Origin of the sequence: Methanolapillus africanus (genome assembly GCF_032714475.1) — an archaeon.
In the GTDB taxonomy this organism is placed as follows: Archaea; Halobacteriota; Methanosarcinia; order Methanosarcinales; family Methanosarcinaceae; genus Methanolapillus; species Methanolapillus africanus.
The window spans coordinates 72,278-89,717 of the sequence record NZ_JAWDKD010000021.1 but is presented as its reverse complement, the minus strand read 5'-3'; the positions used below and the strand labels follow the sequence as shown (position 1 = coordinate 89,717).

Below are 17,440 nucleotides of genomic sequence, written 5' to 3'. Positions count from 1 at the left end.
GGTCAATCTGTACGGGATTATTTTATATGAGTCTTGTCACTCATTTTTATTTGTGAATTTTTTTTGGTTTGAAAAACGCGAACGGATAAAATATCCGCTGCTCAAAATCAAAAAAATTCATTTCCGGGGTGGTGGGTTGTTGACGGGCTGAGCCGTCAAACCAACCGGTTCATCCCGTTAATGACCGCTTCGACAGAAGCTTCAATAATGTCGGTCCGGGCGCCGCGGGCGGTCACTGTTTTGCCGTCCTTGGATAACTTGACCATGACTTCGACCAAAGCGTCGGTGCCGCCGGTAATGGCGTCGACGTGGTATTCTTCAAGAACAATGTCGCCGACGGATGAGACCGCTTGCCGGATGGCGCGGATGGCGGCGTCCACCGGGCCGTCGCCGGTATCGACGCAAATCGTTTCCTTTCCGAAAACGTCTAAAACAACGGAAGCCATCGGAATGGACGGCCTTCCGGAAACCGCCGTAAACGCTTTTAAGCGGACAGCCGGGTCGTGATGAATTTCCAGGACGGCTTCGGCAATCGTTTGCAAATCGGCGTCCGTCACATGTTTGCCGAGATCGCCGATCTCTTTGACGCGGGCGAAAATCTCTTCTTTTTGAGATTTCTCGGCGGAGAATCCGAGTTCTTTGAGGGCCAATTCGATGGAACTGGTTCCCGCATGCTTTCCGAGAACGACTTTGCGTTCCCGTCCGACGAATTCGGGGCTGATCGGCTCGTATGTCGCCGTATTTTTCACCAAATCATGAACGTGAATGCCGGCTTCGTGGGTAAAAGAGTTGCCGCCGATGAGCGCTTTGTTGGGCGACACCGGAATGCCGGTGAGCCGGCTCACGAGGCGGGAGACTTTGTATAAATTCTCAGTTTTGATGCCGGTTTTTTTGCCGTACAAGTGTTCCAGCTGGACCACCACTTCTTCCAGCGACGCATTTCCGCTGCGCTCACCGATTCCGTTGATGGTCACGTGCGCTTCGGCCGCGCCGGCGCGCAAAGCAGCCACTGTGTTGGCGGTCGCGAGACCGAAGTCGTTGTGGCAGTGCACCGAGAGCGGCGCCCCCACATTGTACGCGAGTTCCGAGAAAATCGTAAACGCCCGTTCCGGCGTCAACATACCGACAGTATCACAATAACATAAACGGTCAACGTGATGTGAGACGCCTGTTTTATACAATTCCTTAAGGAATTTTAAATCGGCGCGCGATGCGTCTTCTGCGCTGTATTCGACAATCAGGCCGTGCGATTTGGCATATTCTGCAACGTCTCCCGCAATGGAAAGAACAGATTCCCGATCTTCAATCTTGGAAATGTCTTTTCGAAGCTTCATCTCAATATGAAGCGCAGAAGACGGAACCACCAGATGAACGGAATCGACGTCGCAGGCAAGCGCCAGATCAATGTCTTCCTTTTTCATGCGGCAGTAACTGCAAATTTCGGCGGAAAGGCCAAGGGCCGAGACCGCTTTAATCGCCGCGCGTTCGCCTTCGGACGTGACGGCCGAGCCGGCTTCAATAATCGTGACGCCTAAATCGTCCAAAGCCGTTGCGATTTTTATTTTATCGTCTGTCGAAAGCGCCACACCGGGCGTTTGTTCACCATCACGGAGTGTGGTGTCAAGGATGCTGAGTTTTTCGAATAATGGAATCCCCTTCTTTATGGTTCATTGACAAATAGGCAAAAACACAGTTTTTGCGAAACTAGAAAATCCCTAATCAGTTATATAATTTTTCATATATCTATAACGATTTATCATTATCTTGCCTGATTTTTTTGTTTAGTTTTGTCTTTTGTGGCGGGCAGCGTGCGCGCGCGTTATGACGCTCATTTTTGTTTCGAGTTTTTAAAAAGATGGGTCGGTTTTGTAAATATCAAGCAAACCGTCCCGTAAGATCAGCTGAAAAATTCCGTCGCTTCGCTAGGAATTTTTCAATGGCGGTTGGAGGCTGTTTCCGTAAGTTCGCTTCGCGAACAGCTCCCTTCGGTCGCAAAAGTTTGATTCCATTTGTTCCAACTTCCCAAGCACCCCATCCCGTAAAATCAAACGCGATAGCGTTTGTATTTTACGGATACCACTGAGCAGATACAGTTTAGAAATAGTGAACAGAAGATGCAAATCAGATTAGGAAATATGTGTCTTATTGGAAACAGAAGATGCAATCTGCAATCTAAAAACAGTCACCCGTAGGTGCAAGTTGAATCTAAAACTAGTGAACTGCAGGTGCAAACTGAAATCTAAAAATAGTTAACTGTAGGTGCAATCTGTAATTTTAAAACAGTCACCTGCAGATACCATCCAATTTTTAAATTCAAATGTATCCGGATAACGGTTTTTTGCAAAATACAGACGCAACGCGTCTGATTTTGCCGGTTTTTTGCTTGAGTTGAATGAAAAATGTGAATAAATTTCATGAATTATATAAAAAATTTTGTCGGCAGACTGTTTATATTTAAATTGAAAAAACGGACATCCAAACCTTTAAATATTTTTCACCAATATGAGCAAGCCTATGTTTACAATAACTGTTACCCCACGTTTTGGCGATGTCGACGGCCTCGGCCACATCAACAATGTGGTTCTCGGCAATTGGTTTGAACTTGGCCGGAATCCGATTTTCAGAATGTTTCAACCAAATTTGAATTTGTCCCACGACGTCTGGACGCTCATTATGGCGCACACCGATTTCGATTTCCTGGACGAACTCTTCTATCAGTACGACGTTGAAATCCGCACTTACATTACCCGCATCGGGACCAAATCCTTTACGACTTACCACGAAGCCTGGCAGGAAGGACGCCTTTGCGTGAAAGGTTCCGCCGTCATTGTTCATTACGATTTCAAAAACAAAGTGACGACGCCGATTCCGGATGATATTAAAGTTCAGCTTCAAGAGCATTTGATTGAAATGCCGAAATAATCGGAAACGGATTCGTTTCTGATTCTTTTTTACTTTTATTTTCTGTTATTATTCTTCCGTTTTTATCAATTTTCAAAAATTTAAAAAAGTTCAAATAAGATAACGTCTCATTTCTTTTACAAGATTGAGGTGTTCTGATGGATCAAAAGAAATTTGCAAAATATGTTTTCAGTTTTTTGCTTTTGATTGCGGCTTCCAATTTTATTTATTATGGGCTTTATTTACGGGAAGACGGCGGCACTTCTCTTTTGATTGGCGCTGCGACGTATGCTTATCTCGGTCTTTTACCAACGAAGCTTTCCAAATTCTGGAATTTCGGACTCATTTTCTGTTCAATGATGCTTTACACGTTTCACTTTGCCGGGCCTTTTTTTGGAGCGTATACCGAAGTCTGGGTGATATTGGGTTCACTTTTGTTTTTTATCATATTCCTGGCCGTCAAACACAAATATGATCCGGAACCAAAAAAGGATGACAACATGCCGAAATTTAAAAATTTCTGGTAAAAAAGAGTTTTTTTATTTTGTTTTTTTATTTTGCTTCTTCAGATTTTCCTTTTCCGCCATCTTCTTTTTGTTTTCATCCACATTGTATTGAACAATCTTTTCAATCAAATCATACGGCACCGGCTTTCCATACGGAAACTGAATCCCGCCCTTGGACGTTTTAAAGCTACTCAACTCTTTTTCGAAAACAACAATTGCTTCCGGTCCCGGATAAAACCCGATATGATTTTTGTGGGCGGCGAATTGGGCGACGTAACTTCCAAAAGCCGAAAAAGAAGGCATGCCCCAAGCAATCTTTTCCGACGCGTCCGGCACGGTGTGCAACACCGTCCGCCTGAATTCGTTCAAAATCGATTGGATTTCGGGCGGCTGCGCTGAGATATATTCGTCAATCGTTGCGGGACCGGTTTGTTCGCTCACAAAAAACACCTTTTAATAAAATAAAAAATGAATATGAATGAATAAATGAATTATGAATAAATTCAATTACATGCCCATGTTTTTTTCCATAATCTTCATCCGTTCCTCAAATCTGACTTCGCGAACGATTTCATGAAGCAGCCACAAATATCCGAACGGATCGGCAAAAAAAGCATTGATGACGCCCATTTCCGGCATTTCGTTGATGGGCTGGACAATGTCGCATCCGGCTTTCAGGGCTTTGTCATACGTTTCCCGAATGTTCGGAACAACAACGTTCATCCACATCGGTTTCGGATCGCCGGGTTTGGGCGCGTTCATTTGAAAATCCGGATTTTCATCCAACAGGTGGAACCGGGTGCCGTACATCGAAAAGACGGCTTCGTTCATTCCTGTTTTGTAGTCAGTGACTTCAATTCGTTCGACTTCAAAAACACTTTCGTAAAGAGCAAGCGCTTTTAAGCTGTCGGAAACAATCATATCCACTTCAACGCCGATCATAAAACATTTCCTCCGGTAACGAATAATGATAACAACTTCAAAAATTCGATTACAAAAAAATTAAAGTTTCTCTTCCACGATTTCGCCGTTGGGCTCAACTTCGTGGAAAATCTGTCCTTCCAAACGGTACACTTTGGCGCCGTATTTCCAGGCCATGGGCGTGAGTCCGGCTTTGAGGCACGTTTGGCACAAAAATTCAATCGCGTCCCATCCCTGCTCGGTCGCCACCTGCGGCAGCAAAAGCCCGATGTTGTCTTGGTATTCCGCCATCAGGCCGTGCTTTCCGATTTGGATTTGATTGATATAAGATGTAAACGGCTGTTCGAGTTCTTCCGGAATCGTGAGCGCCGTCACTTCGACGCAAACCTTGCCGAAATCTTTTTTCTCGATCGGGAAAAAGCGCGGGTCTTCAAACGCCGCCGAAATCGCGGCTTTCATGACGGCTTTTTCAAAAGACATAATCGGATACGGATAACCGATGCAGCCGCGCAGTTGGTTGTCCAGCGTCAGCGTCACGAAAACGCCACGGTCTTCCTGAAAATTGAGCGGCAGATTCGGAATCCGCTCCGGCTTTTCATCGTTTAACATCGCTTCAATCGTTTGCCGGGCCAGTTTAACGGCCAAAATCCCTTCGTTCGTTAACAAGTGATATTTTGACATAATTCATCCTTTCCATGAGTTGACGCCGTTTTTAAGAGTCTGATGATGGCGATATCAGAATTTTAAGATGATGATTCTGATACTGATTGTGATATTGATTGTGGTACTAATTATGACCTTTAATTCTTCTTTTCCGCCGCTTTTTCAAGCGCCGCGATTCCCGGCAATTCCACGCCGGATAAGTATTCAATACAAGCGCCGCCGCCGGTGCTGATATGGGAGAATTGTCCTTCCATGCCCAGACGGTTCACTTCCGCGGAAATATGTCCGCCGCCAATGATTGAGAATTTGGAGCGTGTTCCCGCACGGATAATTTCGTGCGTTCCGATCGCAAAGTCCGGGTTTTCGGACACGCCTGCCGGTCCGTTCAGAATAACGGTCCCCGCATTTTCGATTTCCGTCGTGTAAGCGACAATGGTTTCGATTCCGATGTCGTACGCCGGGAATTTACTTTTTCCCATTTCCTTAATGCTGGCTTCGACGCGTTTGCCGTCGGCGTTGAGCGCCACATCCGTCGGATACTTGACCTTGTCGCCGTATTTTTGAATCATTTCTTTGGCGATATCGATTTGACCGGTGTATCCGAGTTTGACGATTAAATCCATGTTCGTCTTTCCGATGTTAAATCCGGCCGCCGCCAACACCACGTTGCCGACGACGCCGCTGAACAAAACAGAATCGGCGCTGCCTTTGGACAAAACGTTTTCAGCCACGTGAAGCGAATCGTCCACTTTGGAGCCGCCGAGCGCGTAAACACAAGGGCGTTCGCCGTTGAGTCCGCGTTCCAAATTCACAATTTCGGATTCCATCAGCCGGCCTGCACCGCTTTTGACATCTTCCGTAAATCCGACCACCGACAAATGAGAGCGGTGAGAAACAGCAAAAGCGTCGTTTAAGTAGAAATCGACAAAGGGGAGTAATTTTTGAACAAAAAAAGAGTCGGAATGTTCCTCAACGGTTCTGTCCATGGATTCTTCCGAAAAGAAGCGGACGTTTTCAAGTAAAATAACGTCGCCCGGAACCATCGCCGCAATGCAGGAACGCGCGTAAGACCCGAAAATGTCGTCCACATACCGGACTTCTTTGCCGAGATATTTGGATAAGATTTCCGCATGCGGTTTTGTGGTGGTAAAGTCAGATTTTCCGGGACGGCTTTGGTGCGCTAAAACGACAACTTTCGCGTCTTTTAAATCCATAATTGTTTTGACATGGCTTTTAATCCGCGCGTCGTCCAAAATTTTGCCTTCGGGACTCATCGGCGCGTTAAAATCCACACGCAAAAGAACCGTTTTTCCGGAAACGTCAAAATCATCAATCGTGAAAAAATTCTTCGTCAACTCTCTCCCCGTCCATTCGTCCAAATTTATTGTTTTTGATTTGAGTTTTTAGATATTTATTTTATTATTTTATTATTTTCTTCCTACAGGTTCCAACATTTATAATCTTATTTGAACATCCAAGATTCAATCGGATTGCCATTGATTGCCGCCCTTCCTGTCTTTTTTCTTGCCGGCTTGTTATTCCGCCAGCCGTCCGTACGTGCCGAGCATTTTCAGCCGGTCGGATTGTTCCAAAGCGTCTTCCAGCGCTTTTTGAACGTTTTCGTCCCGCCGGTCCCCTTCAAAATCAATATAAAAACAATAGTCGCCCAATTCTTTTTTCGCAGGCCGCGACTCAATCCGCGTCAAGTTGAGCGTGTGTTCAAAAAAAGCGCCGAGAATGTGATACAAGGCGCCGGGCTTGTCGTTCTTTAAATACGACACAACGGACGTTTTCAGATACGTCTTCCCATTCCCGTCCGTCTCAAATTCATTTTCCGGAACATATTGTAGAACGTCGCCGAAAATAAAACCGTTTGATTCATTTCGTTTTGAAATCAAAACAAAACGCGTCCGGTTGTTTTTGACGGATTGAATATTTGTTTCCAATGTGTTCAAGCCGTATTTGCGTCCCGCTTCCGCCGAAGCGATCGCCGCGCTTCTCGGATTCGCCGCCGCCATTTGCGCGGCCTTGGACGTGCTGTCGGTTTCAATCAACCTGACGTTTTTGAGATTCTCCCGCAAAAAATTCCGGCATTGGTAAAGTCCCTGCGGATGGGAATAGACAACATCGATGTCGGAAAGCGCCGCTTCTCGAGAAAGCAGGCAATGTTCGATCCGAATGATGATTTCAGCGCCGATCGCCACGTCTTTTTCGTTCAGCAGATCCATGCTGACGCCGACGGCGCCCTCAATGGAATTTTCAATCGGAATCACGGCGTAGTCAGCCGGATTTTTCTCATCCCACAAACTCAAAACAGCGTTTTCAATGGTGGACGAATAAATCAATTCTTTATCGGCCACCTCCGGGCGGCACTTTTTAAAGAACAGCTGCGCCGCTTTTTCAGAGTATGAACCGGCCGGGCCTAAAACGGATATTTTCATAATGAAGTTCCAATCTGTCAACGAAAAATAACAAATTAAATACAAATTAAATACAAATTAATAACAAATTAAATCACAAATTCAAAAAATAATGATTCAAAAACAAAAGACCAATCCATAACAAAAATAAAAAATGAAGAAAAGAAATGATCCAATGTTGACCTTAAAGGTTTAACACATCGGTCATTTCGTAAACAACGCCTTTCTTTTGCGAACAAACCCATGCGGCCGCCCGCACGGCGCCGCCGACGAAAATTTCGCGGGTGTGCGCTTGGTGCCGGATTTCAATCCGTTCGGAGTTGCCGATAAACATGACGGTGTGGTCGCCGACAATGTCGCCGCCGCGGACGGCGTGAATGCCGATTTCTTTGCCGCGCGGGCAAAGTCCTTCACGGCCGTGGGCAAATTCTTTTCCGCCCAAGGCGTCGCTGATGATTTCAGCGGCCGTCATGGCGGTTCCGCTCGGCGCGTCTTTTTTCTGGTTGTGGTGCGCTTCGATGATTTCGATGTCATAGTCGCCCAAATATTGCGACGCTTCCTTTAAAAGTTTGAAGAAAACATTGACGCCGATGGAATAATTGGATGAAATGACAGCAGCAACGTTGTTTTTCGTAATCGCCGACACGATATTGGTTTTTTGTTCGGCGGAAAGCCCGGTCGTTCCGATGATGAGGTTCGCGCCGGCGCCGGCGGCAACGGGCGCGTTGACGGCGGTGGCGGCGGCGACCGTAAAGTCGATCACGACGTCTGTTTTGGATTCTTTAATGACCGCGGCCAAATCTTTCGGGTCGGAAACCGGAATCCCGAGTTTTCCGGCGCGAATGACTTCGCCGATATCGCTGCCGACGTTGGTCACGTCAAAGGCGGCGGACAGGCAAATGCCTTCAGTCGCTTGGATTTTTTGAATAATGAGCGTTCCCATCCGGCCGCAAGCGCCGATGACGGCGGCGCGCACGTCGTTTGCCATTTAAATCACTCCAAGTTTCTTGAGTTCCGCCTTGAGAATCTCCAGGTTGGCGGGTGTCATGTCCACAAGCGGCAAGCGCAGCGGTCCGGCGGCGAGTCCGGCGAGTCCGGCGGCGGTTTTAATCGGGGCCGGATTGGTTTCAATAAACAAAGATTTCATGAGCGGCGTGAGCTCGTCATGGATTTTGGCGGCTTCTTTTAATTTGCCGCTGTCAAACGCCGACACCATTTGGCACATTTTTTGCGGGACAATGTTGGCCGCAACGGAAATAACGCCTGTGGCGCCGATGGACATCAACGGGAGCGTTGAAATGTCGTCGCCCGATAACAAAATGAAATCGTCGTCCTTGGTTTTGTGAAGAATTTCGGACGCTTTGCCCATGTCGCCGGTGGCTTCTTTGATGCCGATGATATTTTCATGCTTCGCCAAGTCGGCAATGGTGGAAACGGCCATGTCCACGCTGGTTCGGGACGGCACGTTGTACAGAATAATCGGGATGTCGACACTGTTTGCGATTTTTTCAAAGTGGGCTTTTAAACCGGCTTGGGTGGGTTTGTTGTAGTAAGGCGTAATGACCAAAGCCACCGCTGCGCCGGCGTCTTTCGCGTGTTTTGTAAATAAAACGGCTTCTTCCGTGTTGTTGGATCCGGTTCCGGCAATCACCGGCACTTTGGCGGTTTCAACGGCGATATCGACGACTTTCATATGTTCTTCGGCGGTCATGGTGGCGGATTCGCCCGTCGTTCCGCACGGAACAATTGCGCTGACGCCTCCTTTTTCCACGAATTCGATATTTCTTCTGAAACCTTCGACATCAATCCGGTTGTCGGCTGTAAACGGCGTAATTAAAGCCGGGATCACGCCATGAAATTTTTGATTCATTTTAAAAACCCACCTGTAAACAGTTTTTACGTAATAAGTACAACAATATTCATAAATACGAAAATAATGACAATAATTATGTTAATAATGACAATACCATCCACAATTGTGGTAATAATGACAATAATAGAGACATCGGTCTGTTAATTAAATGACTCTGACTAAAATGACTCTGACTTAAATGATTCTGACATCAGCATTGTATATTTTGGGCTGCTTTGACATATTGTGCGGCGCCATTCATATGAATTAATCTCTGGCATCATACACGGCAACAGTCAAATATGTTCATCATTTTTATTAGGCATAAATAAAACGTTTTTTTGAAAATTGACGGTAGATGTAATTAAAATTATTGCTTAAACGGCGAAAACAAAATTGTTGTTGGCTTTCGGCGTTTTTCAATATTTTAAGCGATTTTGCCGTTCTTCGAATAAAATCCGCAAGCAAGCGATTGGTTTATCATGTTTCGTCATTTATCGCTCTGTTTTTTACACTCTTTTTTACAAATTATAAACGAAAGATTAAAATCATATTTTCTCCAATATACAACAGGGATATAAAATTGAAATATCGAAAGATATTTTTTAACATTTTTTTAAAAATAATATACCGATCATCTTATTCAGATCAGTTTATCTTTTTTAAAAAGGTTCCCAAAAAAAGAATATAGCACTGATATTACGCTGAAAGGCGAATAAAAAACAAAATAGTGCGGGGATTTTCATTCATGTTATTGAGCCAATTCGGCGTTTGTATGTGTTTTGCATACTTGAGGCTGTTTTTCGGTTCCGTGGGATGAATGTTTCGCCGATGATGTTTTTGGAGGTTACATCACTATGAAATCGTGTCTGATCGATACGATTTTTCTTTCGGATAAGAGAAAAAACTTACTCCTCCTGCTTCTTGAGGGTCCGCAGACGTCTGACGAAATCAAAGATAAGTTAAACGTCAATTGGGGAGCGATGATTCCTCAGATTAAGAAGCTGGAAGAATGGGATCTTATCACAAGCAAAGACCGTGTCTACTACCTAACAGATATGGGGCGCGCCATTGCGAACAATTCCAAACGGCTGCTCAATATCTTATGTGTCTATGAACACAATCACAAATACCTGGCTACACACGATTTATCCGGAATTCCGCCGCATTTGCTTGACCGCATCGGAGAGGTCGGTCCTTGCAAATTATTGGAATCGGATTTGGCGCACGTCTTCGACGCCAATGACGATGTCGTCGCCGCCATGATCAACGCCACCTTCTGTGTGACGCTGTCCAACTTCTTCCAGCCGCAGTACAATAAAATGTACAACACGATGCTGAAGAACGGCTGCGATTTGACTCTGATTTATTCCGAATCCGTTCACGAAAGAATTCTTTCCGAATACGTCTACGACGGCAAAGCCGAACTGGACGACGTGAAATTTTTGGACTGGAAGCGCGTTCGGTTCCTTGTGATTCCGGACGGCCTTGAGATCACGGAAATTTCCGTCACCAACGATATTGTCCTTTTGGGTCTTTTTGACAGCGACGGACGGTTCGACTCCCGGTATATTCTCGGTACCGGCGAACGCTCCCGCAACTGGGGATATGAACTCTATCAATACTTCAGCCGCAACGCAAGAAGAATTGAAACAAATGTCAAAGATTGATAAATGAAAAGCACGACTGCTTAAAAACAAAAACGGCTTTTTCAAACACAGAAACGAAAAACTGGGTTGTGACGGCAACGTCGCAACTACAGTCTTCTTAATATCTTTTTTTTAAGAATAAACGAGAGCGCCTTTTTCTTTTTTTAAATTCATTAACCCACGTGTCCTCTCTTTGTTGGGCGGTTTGCCTGTTTCTGACAATACAGTTCAAAAATTCCATCGCTTCGCTCGGAATTTTTCAAGGGCTGTGGAACTCTGTTTCTATTAGTTCGCTTCGCGAACGGCTCCCTCCGGTCGCAACAATACAGTTTTTCCTGCCCCCTTTTTCCTCAACCGTTTCCAACAATACAGGTCTTTCCTGTTCCGTTTTTCGCAACTGTTTCCAACAATACAGTCTTCTTCTGTTCCGTTTTTCTCAACCGTTTCCAACAATACAGTCTTTTCCTGTCCCCTTTTTCCTCAACCGTTTCCAACAATACAGTTTTTTCTTGTTCCGTTTTCCTCAACCATTTCCAACAATACAGTCTTTTCTTGTTCCGTTTTCCTCAACCGTTTCCAACAATACAGTCTTTTCTTGTTCCGTTTTCCTCAACCATTTCCAACAATACAGTCTTTTCTTGTTCCGTTTTCCTCACCCGTTTCCAATAATACAGTCTTTTCTTGTTCCGTTTTCCTCAACTGTTTCCAACAATACAGTCTTTTCTTGTTCCAATTATACTTCTCATCTGACGAAATCCGATTAAACAGACGCTTTGCGTCTGTTTAATCGGGATAGTTCAATTGATTCAAAAATAGAAATGGATGAGTTGTTCGCTTAACTCAAAAATAGAAATGGACGAACCGGTCAATTGATTCAAAAATAAAAAATGGGCTGATTTCTGACGAAAATAAAAAATGAGAGAATCATTTTGGTTGACCCAAAACGAAAATGTGTGCGCCACGCGCGCGCCGGCACCCGCATTCAAGCCGGACGGTTTGAGGCCATTTCCGTGTATGTCAGCTTTCCGTCAATTCTTTCCGATTTCATCAGGCTGATTCGCGCAACCGGAATTGTAATTGGGGGAAGTGATTTTGAAAATGCTTCCAAGTCAAAATCCTTTTGAAAAATGGTGCGGCGGGCGAGGGTTAAATGCGGCATATAACTCCGCGGGTCGATATTAAATCCGGCATCCGCCAAAACACTGTATACACGGGACTGAAGATCTATCAGGGGCGCGTCTTTTCGAACACCCACCCACAATATGCCGCCGTCGTGATGCTTAAAAACGCCCAACCCTTCCAGCGTTAAATCAAAAAGAGGAACCGGAATCTGCTCAATGACGCGCCGGGCGGTGTCAAACCGTTCCGTTTCTCCGATAAACGCCAGCGTCAGGTGAATATTTTCTTCAAGCGTAAAACTGCCCTGAGTGGAATTCTTTTTCACCACGCCGGCAATCTCAGCCAACTGTTTCCGAATTGCCGGCGGAAAATCAATCGCCACAAACAAACGCATCATTCTTTTCTCTTTCCTTTTTTTATTTTTTTCTTAATTAGTTTATTGTTTTTAATATTATTCTCTTTGTTTTTATATTGTTTCATCTTCCGGCAGAAACGTTCCGATCTCCACCATTTTCCGGCACTTTTCCAAATCTTCCGCCGTGTTGACGTTCATCGCCAAACGCGGGTCGTCCACAATGAAATTGTAATCCGGCTGTTCATTGTAAATGTCGCTCGCATCCAAAATGTTGATGCCGGTCGGCACGATCAATTTCGTATTTTTATGAAAAACGGTGTCCGGCCGAATACCGATTTTTTTGCAAATCGCAATCGGAACATAAACGGACAATGCCGGCTCCTCGCACGCGTCATACTTTTCAATCACTTCATCGATGATGTCCGACTCCACCAGCGGAATATCGCACATCACCACCATCACCGGTCCCGTGATTTTGGCGTCGATGATCGACATAATCATATCCTGAACGTAATTGCCTTCCTTGGCGACAATCACGGAAATGTTCTCGTACGTTTTTTCAATCAAATCCTTCGTCTTCGGCGTCGCTTCGGTCACGGAAACGAAAATCCGGTCAATGCCCTTGGCGCCCGTCAAAGCGCCGATTATGTACGAAATCAACGGCTGCCCGTTTAAGTCAATGCATGACTTCTCAATGCGGCCGAGGCGCTGCGCCAAACCGCCCGCCATAATTAAAGCATCCATGAAATTCCGCCTCCCAATATCCAAATAACAACCGCCATGGTTGCAAACGTCAGCATCCGTCCGATTTCGTTGGCCGTCCCAATGCCGTCGCCGTTGAGTCCTTCAAAGTGGCGGTTGCTGGTCCGAAGAACAATTCCTGCCGCAGCAGTCGTCACAATCACGCACAAAAGCCCCAAAACGCCCAGCGAAAGAACCGCGACAACCGTTGAAAAAATAATGCCGATCGCAAAATTCTTTTTCGTACCGCCTTTCATCGTCATCGAACCGAGTCCTTCCGAAAACGGTTTCCCGAATGTGGCAATTGTCAGCATCGATTGTTTGGACAACGTTTCCGCCACAACGGCCGTCAGCGTGACAACAGCAGCAACTGAAACGGCAAGCACCGCGCCGGTTGACAAATAAGCCGGCAGTATTTCCGTCAGAACCGACAACAATCCGAACAGATACATATTCCATTCCGCCGCAAACGGTTCAAAAAGAACCGCGGCAGATTCCAACGACGCAATCGACGCGTACAGAGAAAGCAACAGCAACGCCGCGCAGGCGACGCCGCCGACGCCGAGCGCCATATCTTTGAGCGCTTTTCTTTTCTTTTCCAAAGAACCGTGCGCCGTCATGCCGTCGCCCATGTCGGCAATGCCGTCCAAATGATTAAACCAGGTCAGTCCGTAAATCGTCAAAATAATTGCAATAACCGTCAACGGCGATGGCAAAATAAGTTCAAAAACAAACGCGCAGATGCCGATCAAAATCCCGAGAAGCGCGCCCGTGATCGGATAGAAGTAAAGCTTATTCATGAGCTCTTCGATGCCTTCCATCGTAATGCCGACCGGTAAAATCGATAAAAATCCGAACCCGGCTTTTAAAGCCGACCAAAAACTCATTTCTTCTCCTCCGGTTTTTGTTCTGTTTTTTGTTTTCCGTTCCCGTTCTTTTGCTTTTCGTTCTGTTCTTCCTCAAATTCAAACATGGCCCGGGAATACATATTCGCGGAAACGCCACCCAAAAGCCCGCCGATGATGTCGTCCATAAACGGTCCCAGTGTTTTTAAAATGCCCGGCTTGTTTTTGTCGAAACGCACAAATTCAAACCGTCCTTTGCTGCCGGCAATGTAATCGGCAACGGCCTCGCCCAAAATTTCATCAGCGATGATAAACGACAAATCTTTTTCAAAAGAATCGCGGCTGACGCCCGGCAATTTTCCTTTTTCGCCTTCTTGTTCCAACAGAACCGCCGCATAAATCAGCATCTGCAAGTTTGGGTCGGCCATTGCGTATTGGAATTCCCGTTCGAATACCGCTTTCGCTTTTTCGGGCGTCTCAAGGCCCGGATGCGGCACATAAAATTCCATTGCGGTCGCTTCCAAATCCGCATACTCAATGCCGCGCGCGTTGAGGTAATTCATAATATTTTCAGACGACTGCGTCTCGATTGCTGCAGGCTGATTCTTTTGGAATCCCTCGTCAATGTTTGATCGTTTCATCGTTTCCCCCTCAAGTTTTCAATCTTTAGTTCCCATTTTTTGTTTTCCGTTTTCGTCTCGTTTCTTAGAATAAGAGTCCGTATAAAATATAAATCAATAGGCAGGCGATGATTCCGGACAAAACGGACGTCGCCATAATCAGAACGGAAACCCGGTCGATGTCCCGCAAAACCGGTTCGCGGTATTGACCGCCGATCACATAATTGTCCGGTTTTTCAAAACGGATGTGCAGCGTTCCGGCGGCAGCGGCCATCGGCCAGCCCGAGTTCGGCGACGCCGTCGTTTTGTTTTCCGCCAACGCCAATTTAAAACCGTCTTTCGCATACAGTTTTTCCATGTCTTTGCCGTTTCCAATCGCAAGGTTGGAAAATACGGCGCCGGCCGCAATAAATATCGGCGACAGCCGGGCCGGAATCCAATTGGTCACATCGTCGAAACGGGCGGAAAACCAGCCGACGTTGATGTATTTTTCGGTTTTGTAGCCGACCATGGAATCCAAGGTGCTCGCCGCTTTGAACATGTATGCGGCAACGAGCCCGAGCGGTCCGAAAACGGCGAAGAACAATATCGGGGACAAAATCGAATCCACATAATTTTCCGAAATGGATTCAATAATCGCCGACATGATCTGCGGTTTGCTGAGTTTGGATGTGTCCCGGCTGACGTATGTTTTGAGTTCGTCCCGAACGACGTCCAAGTCGTCTTGATTGAGTTTTTTCTTCATTTCTTTGGCCGGCGACATCATGCATTTGACGGCGAACGTGGCTTTGAGGAACCACGCTTGAATAATCACGCCGACAAACGTCGGCAGGAAGTATAAGTGGGAGAACCAGACGACGGCAAAGGCAACCGCTCCGGCAAACAAAATTGTGGTGACGGCCATCACGACGCCGTAGAATTTTTGATGATTTTTCGGAATCCGGTTCTTAAAGAATTGAATCACGGTTCCGATCCAAACGACCGGATGGATCTTTTCGGGCGGTTCCCCGAGAATCAAATCAATGAGAATGGCCAGCAACAGAATACAAATCAGTTCCGTGAACGAATAGGAAAACATGTTCTGTAAATAAGCGGTGATTTCCGTGAGGGCCATTGTTGCTGAATATGAAAGTATAAGGGTTCCTCCGTCTCAGGGGGTCTTGTTATTATTTAAAAAAATGAAAAATAAATGATAGGCGAATTATTTTTTATCCGCTTTTATTTTCCGGCAGTATGCCAAAATGGTATTATCGTCTCTTTCTTCCAGAATCGGAACGATAATCTCCTGCCATTCTTTTTTGAGCAGGTCTTCCGTTTCGCCGTCTTCCATCAGGCCGTCCAGCATTTTATCCACGACGGACGAGATGTGCGGGATGTAGCAATCGGTACAGCTCCAGATTTTGCCGTTGCGTTTGGTGCTGTAGACATAGGTGCCGCCGGTCCGCTCGTCGCCGCACGGATAAAACGGGCAGTAGCAGAAGGTGCAGTCTTGTCCTTCAAAGTGGCACGGATAATAGCCGCACGTTTCGCGTTCGTTTTGCCGTCCGCCTCTTTTGTGATTGGCCAGCGTGTTTTGAAGTTCGTATTCCGCGAACTCTTTGGCCCATTCGTCAAAAACTTTGGAAACGGTTTGGACGAACCGGACGTTTTCGTCGCGGGTTCGGACGGCAATCCGTATGTAGTCGGTTTCGAGACCTTTGAATGAGATACAATCGCGGATCAGAATGCCGTGCCCGGCAAACCGGGCGGCCATCGCCGACGAATCAAGCGTCCGCTTGCTGATATCGATGAGCAGGTAATTGGTTGTCGCCACGCCCGGCTCAAATCCCCAAACTTTGGACAATTCGTCTTTCAAATAGTTGGCTTCCCCGAGAATCATTTCCCGGGATTTTTGAAGATAATCGGAGTTGACGCCGCCCGGCATGGACAAAAACGCTGCGCCCATTTTTTCCTGAAGCGGGCTTAAGTTCCATGAAAGCCGCGCCCGGTTTAAAGCGTCGGCAATGTTTTTTGACGCGACGCCGAATCCCAGGCGAACGCCGGGAAGCGCGAAACATTTGGTCAATGACCGCATGACGAAAACATAATCATTTTCAGCGGCAATGTCGCACAAGCTTTCTTCCGGATCGGACAGTTCGATGAACGCTTCGTCCATAAAGAGAACCGTTTTGGCGCGTGCGCATTTTTTGGCGAGTTGGAGCAAATCCTCTCGTTTTCTGAGAACGGCGGTCGGATTGTTCGGGTTGCAAATAAAAATGATTTTAGCGGCGGAAAGTTCCTCTTCCGTCAAATCGTAAATGGATTTTGTCGGCACGTAAATGATTTCGGCATTCTGAAGACGGCATTGAATCTCGTATTCTCCGAATGTCGGGTACGGAATAATGACTTTATCGCCTTCGTCGAGAACGCACTGGCAAAACAGCCGGATAATTTCGGTGGAACCGTTTCCGGGAATGATGTTTTCAAAAGTGATGTTGGGTTTGTTTAAAAAAGACGCCGCTGCATTTCTGAATTCTAAATAGCGGTTGTCCGGATAGTTGACGGATTCTTTTAAGGCGTCCGCTGCAAGCTGCATGTAGTCCAAACCGTATTCCGGATGGTCGAAAGGCGTTCCGAACGGGTTGAGGTTGGCGGAAAAATCTAATATATCCTGCTCGGGAATGTTGTATTTCTCCGAATTTTCCTTAATCAAGCCGCCGTGAAAGCAGCATTTCAAGTTTCGGATATTTTCTTTGAGCGGGTGGGATGCTTTTTTGGTCACGAAAATCTTTTGTTTATTGTTTTTGAACCTATATTAAGCTGTTCATATTTGATTGCTTTTTGGTTCATTTTAATTGTTTTTTGGACG

Annotated in this window: 17 protein-coding genes; 3 read left to right on the top strand and 14 right to left on the bottom strand. The window is 46.1% G+C overall.

Annotated elements, in window-relative coordinates; genetic code table 11:
• Positions 1-155: 155 nt before the first annotated feature.
• A complete protein-coding gene (locus MsAg5_RS07835) occupies positions 156-1,652 on the bottom strand; it encodes a 2-isopropylmalate synthase (protein WP_338100173.1) in 1,497 nt (498 codons plus the stop codon).
• A gap of 862 nt (positions 1,653-2,514) precedes the next feature.
• On the opposite strand from MsAg5_RS07835, the gene MsAg5_RS07830 reads away from it, so the two are divergent.
• The gene (locus tag MsAg5_RS07830) at positions 2,515-2,922 is read left to right on the top strand and encodes an acyl-CoA thioesterase (RefSeq protein WP_338100069.1); all 408 of its coding nucleotides are present in this window, start codon (positions 2,515-2,517) and stop codon (positions 2,920-2,922) included.
• Positions 2,923-3,059: 137 nt separating this feature from the next.
• Positions 3,060-3,428 (top strand): hypothetical protein, encoded by a 369-nt coding sequence (locus MsAg5_RS07825; RefSeq protein WP_338100068.1) that lies wholly within the window; start codon positions 3,060-3,062, stop codon positions 3,426-3,428.
• 12 nt (positions 3,429-3,440) lie between these two features.
• Here MsAg5_RS07825 and MsAg5_RS07820 read toward each other — a convergent pair whose 3' ends face one another.
• The 7 genes from MsAg5_RS07820 to dapA all read right to left on the bottom strand — a co-directional run bounded on the left by MsAg5_RS07820 (position 3,441) and on the right by dapA (position 9,281).
• Positions 3,441-3,848, bottom strand: coding sequence for an iron chaperone (locus MsAg5_RS07820; RefSeq protein ID WP_338100067.1), 408 nt, complete (start codon positions 3,846-3,848; stop codon positions 3,441-3,443).
• A gap of 66 nt (positions 3,849-3,914) precedes the next feature.
• Entirely contained in the window at positions 3,915-4,349 is a 435-nt protein-coding gene (locus MsAg5_RS07815) for a VOC family protein (RefSeq protein ID WP_338100066.1), read from the bottom strand.
• A 60-nt stretch (positions 4,350-4,409) separates the two neighbouring features.
• Positions 4,410-5,009, bottom strand: a complete 600-nt coding sequence (locus MsAg5_RS07810) for a TIGR00296 family protein (RefSeq protein WP_338100065.1) — start codon at positions 5,007-5,009, stop codon at positions 4,410-4,412.
• Between the two features lie 119 nt (positions 5,010-5,128).
• Complete coding sequence (locus tag MsAg5_RS07805; RefSeq protein WP_420847003.1) at positions 5,129-6,346, bottom strand: phosphoglycerate kinase; 1,218 nt, start codon at positions 6,344-6,346, stop codon at positions 5,129-5,131.
• Positions 6,347-6,526: 180 nt separating this feature from the next.
• A complete protein-coding gene (pheA, locus tag MsAg5_RS07800) occupies positions 6,527-7,432 on the bottom strand; it encodes a prephenate dehydratase (protein ID WP_338100063.1) in 906 nt (301 codons plus the stop codon).
• A 163-nt stretch (positions 7,433-7,595) separates the two neighbouring features.
• A complete protein-coding gene (gene dapB / locus MsAg5_RS07795) occupies positions 7,596-8,399 on the bottom strand; it encodes a 4-hydroxy-tetrahydrodipicolinate reductase (protein ID WP_338100062.1) in 804 nt (267 codons plus the stop codon).
• A complete protein-coding gene (gene dapA, locus MsAg5_RS07790) occupies positions 8,400-9,281 on the bottom strand; it encodes a 4-hydroxy-tetrahydrodipicolinate synthase (RefSeq protein ID WP_338100061.1) in 882 nt (293 codons plus the stop codon).
• An 839-nt stretch (positions 9,282-10,120) separates the two neighbouring features.
• Between dapA and MsAg5_RS07785 the strand changes: the two genes are divergently transcribed.
• The gene (locus MsAg5_RS07785; RefSeq protein ID WP_338100060.1) at positions 10,121-10,933 is read left to right on the top strand and encodes a helix-turn-helix transcriptional regulator; all 813 of its coding nucleotides are present in this window, start codon (positions 10,121-10,123) and stop codon (positions 10,931-10,933) included.
• A gap of 961 nt (positions 10,934-11,894) precedes the next feature.
• Here the strand turns inward: MsAg5_RS07785 and thpR are convergent.
• From thpR to MsAg5_RS07755, 6 genes are all read right to left on the bottom strand, one after another.
• Entirely contained in the window at positions 11,895-12,428 is a 534-nt protein-coding gene (gene thpR / locus MsAg5_RS07780) for an RNA 2',3'-cyclic phosphodiesterase (RefSeq protein ID WP_338100059.1), read from the bottom strand.
• A gap of 69 nt (positions 12,429-12,497) precedes the next feature.
• Positions 12,498-13,130, bottom strand: a complete 633-nt coding sequence (locus MsAg5_RS07775; RefSeq protein WP_338100058.1) for an NTP transferase domain-containing protein — start codon at positions 13,128-13,130, stop codon at positions 12,498-12,500.
• Positions 13,118-14,014 carry an adenosylcobinamide-GDP ribazoletransferase gene (locus tag MsAg5_RS07770; RefSeq protein WP_338100057.1) on the bottom strand — a complete coding sequence of 299 codons (897 nt, stop codon included), beginning with the start codon at positions 14,012-14,014 and terminating at the stop codon, positions 13,118-13,120. The genes MsAg5_RS07775 and MsAg5_RS07770 overlap by 13 nt, the downstream gene beginning before the upstream one ends.
• Positions 14,011-14,613, bottom strand: coding sequence for a phosphatidylglycerophosphatase A family protein (locus MsAg5_RS07765; RefSeq protein ID WP_338100056.1), 603 nt, complete (start codon positions 14,611-14,613; stop codon positions 14,011-14,013). Before MsAg5_RS07765 ends, MsAg5_RS07770 begins: the two co-directional genes overlap by 4 nt.
• 64 nt (positions 14,614-14,677) lie before the next feature.
• Positions 14,678-15,706 (bottom strand): cobalamin biosynthesis protein, encoded by a 1,029-nt coding sequence (locus tag MsAg5_RS07760; RefSeq protein WP_338100055.1) that lies wholly within the window; start codon positions 15,704-15,706, stop codon positions 14,678-14,680.
• Positions 15,707-15,793: 87 nt separating this feature from the next.
• A complete protein-coding gene (locus tag MsAg5_RS07755) occupies positions 15,794-17,353 on the bottom strand; it encodes an aminotransferase class I/II-fold pyridoxal phosphate-dependent enzyme (RefSeq protein WP_338100054.1) in 1,560 nt (519 codons plus the stop codon).
• Positions 17,354-17,440 lie beyond the last annotated feature (87 nt).

Coding starts and splice junctions, on each gene's coding strand:
- MsAg5_RS07830 (WP_338100069.1), top strand. CDS start 2,515: ATGTTTACAATAACTGTTACCCCACGTTTTGGCGATGTCGACGGCCTC.
- MsAg5_RS07825 (WP_338100068.1), top strand. CDS start 3,060: ATGGATCAAAAGAAATTTGCAAAATATGTTTTCAGTTTTTTGCTTTTG.
- MsAg5_RS07810 (WP_338100065.1), bottom strand. CDS start 5,009: ATGTCAAAATATCACTTGTTAACGAACGAAGGGATTTTGGCCGTTAAA.
- pheA (WP_338100063.1), bottom strand. CDS start 7,432: ATGAAAATATCCGTTTTAGGCCCGGCCGGTTCATACTCTGAAAAAGCG.
- MsAg5_RS07785 (WP_338100060.1), top strand. CDS start 10,121: ATGAAATCGTGTCTGATCGATACGATTTTTCTTTCGGATAAGAGAAAA.
- thpR (WP_338100059.1), bottom strand. CDS start 12,428: ATGATGCGTTTGTTTGTGGCGATTGATTTTCCGCCGGCAATTCGGAAA.
- MsAg5_RS07765 (WP_338100056.1), bottom strand. CDS start 14,613: ATGAAACGATCAAACATTGACGAGGGATTCCAAAAGAATCAGCCTGCA.
- MsAg5_RS07770 (WP_338100057.1), bottom strand. CDS start 14,014: ATGAGTTTTTGGTCGGCTTTAAAAGCCGGGTTCGGATTTTTATCGATT.
- dapB (WP_338100062.1), bottom strand. CDS start 8,399: ATGGCAAACGACGTGCGCGCCGCCGTCATCGGCGCTTGCGGCCGGATG.
- MsAg5_RS07760 (WP_338100055.1), bottom strand. CDS start 15,706: ATGGCCCTCACGGAAATCACCGCTTATTTACAGAACATGTTTTCCTAT.
- MsAg5_RS07815 (WP_338100066.1), bottom strand. CDS start 4,349: ATGATCGGCGTTGAAGTGGATATGATTGTTTCCGACAGCTTAAAAGCG.
- dapA (WP_338100061.1), bottom strand. CDS start 9,281: ATGAATCAAAAATTTCATGGCGTGATCCCGGCTTTAATTACGCCGTTT.
- MsAg5_RS07775 (WP_338100058.1), bottom strand. CDS start 13,130: ATGGATGCTTTAATTATGGCGGGCGGTTTGGCGCAGCGCCTCGGCCGC.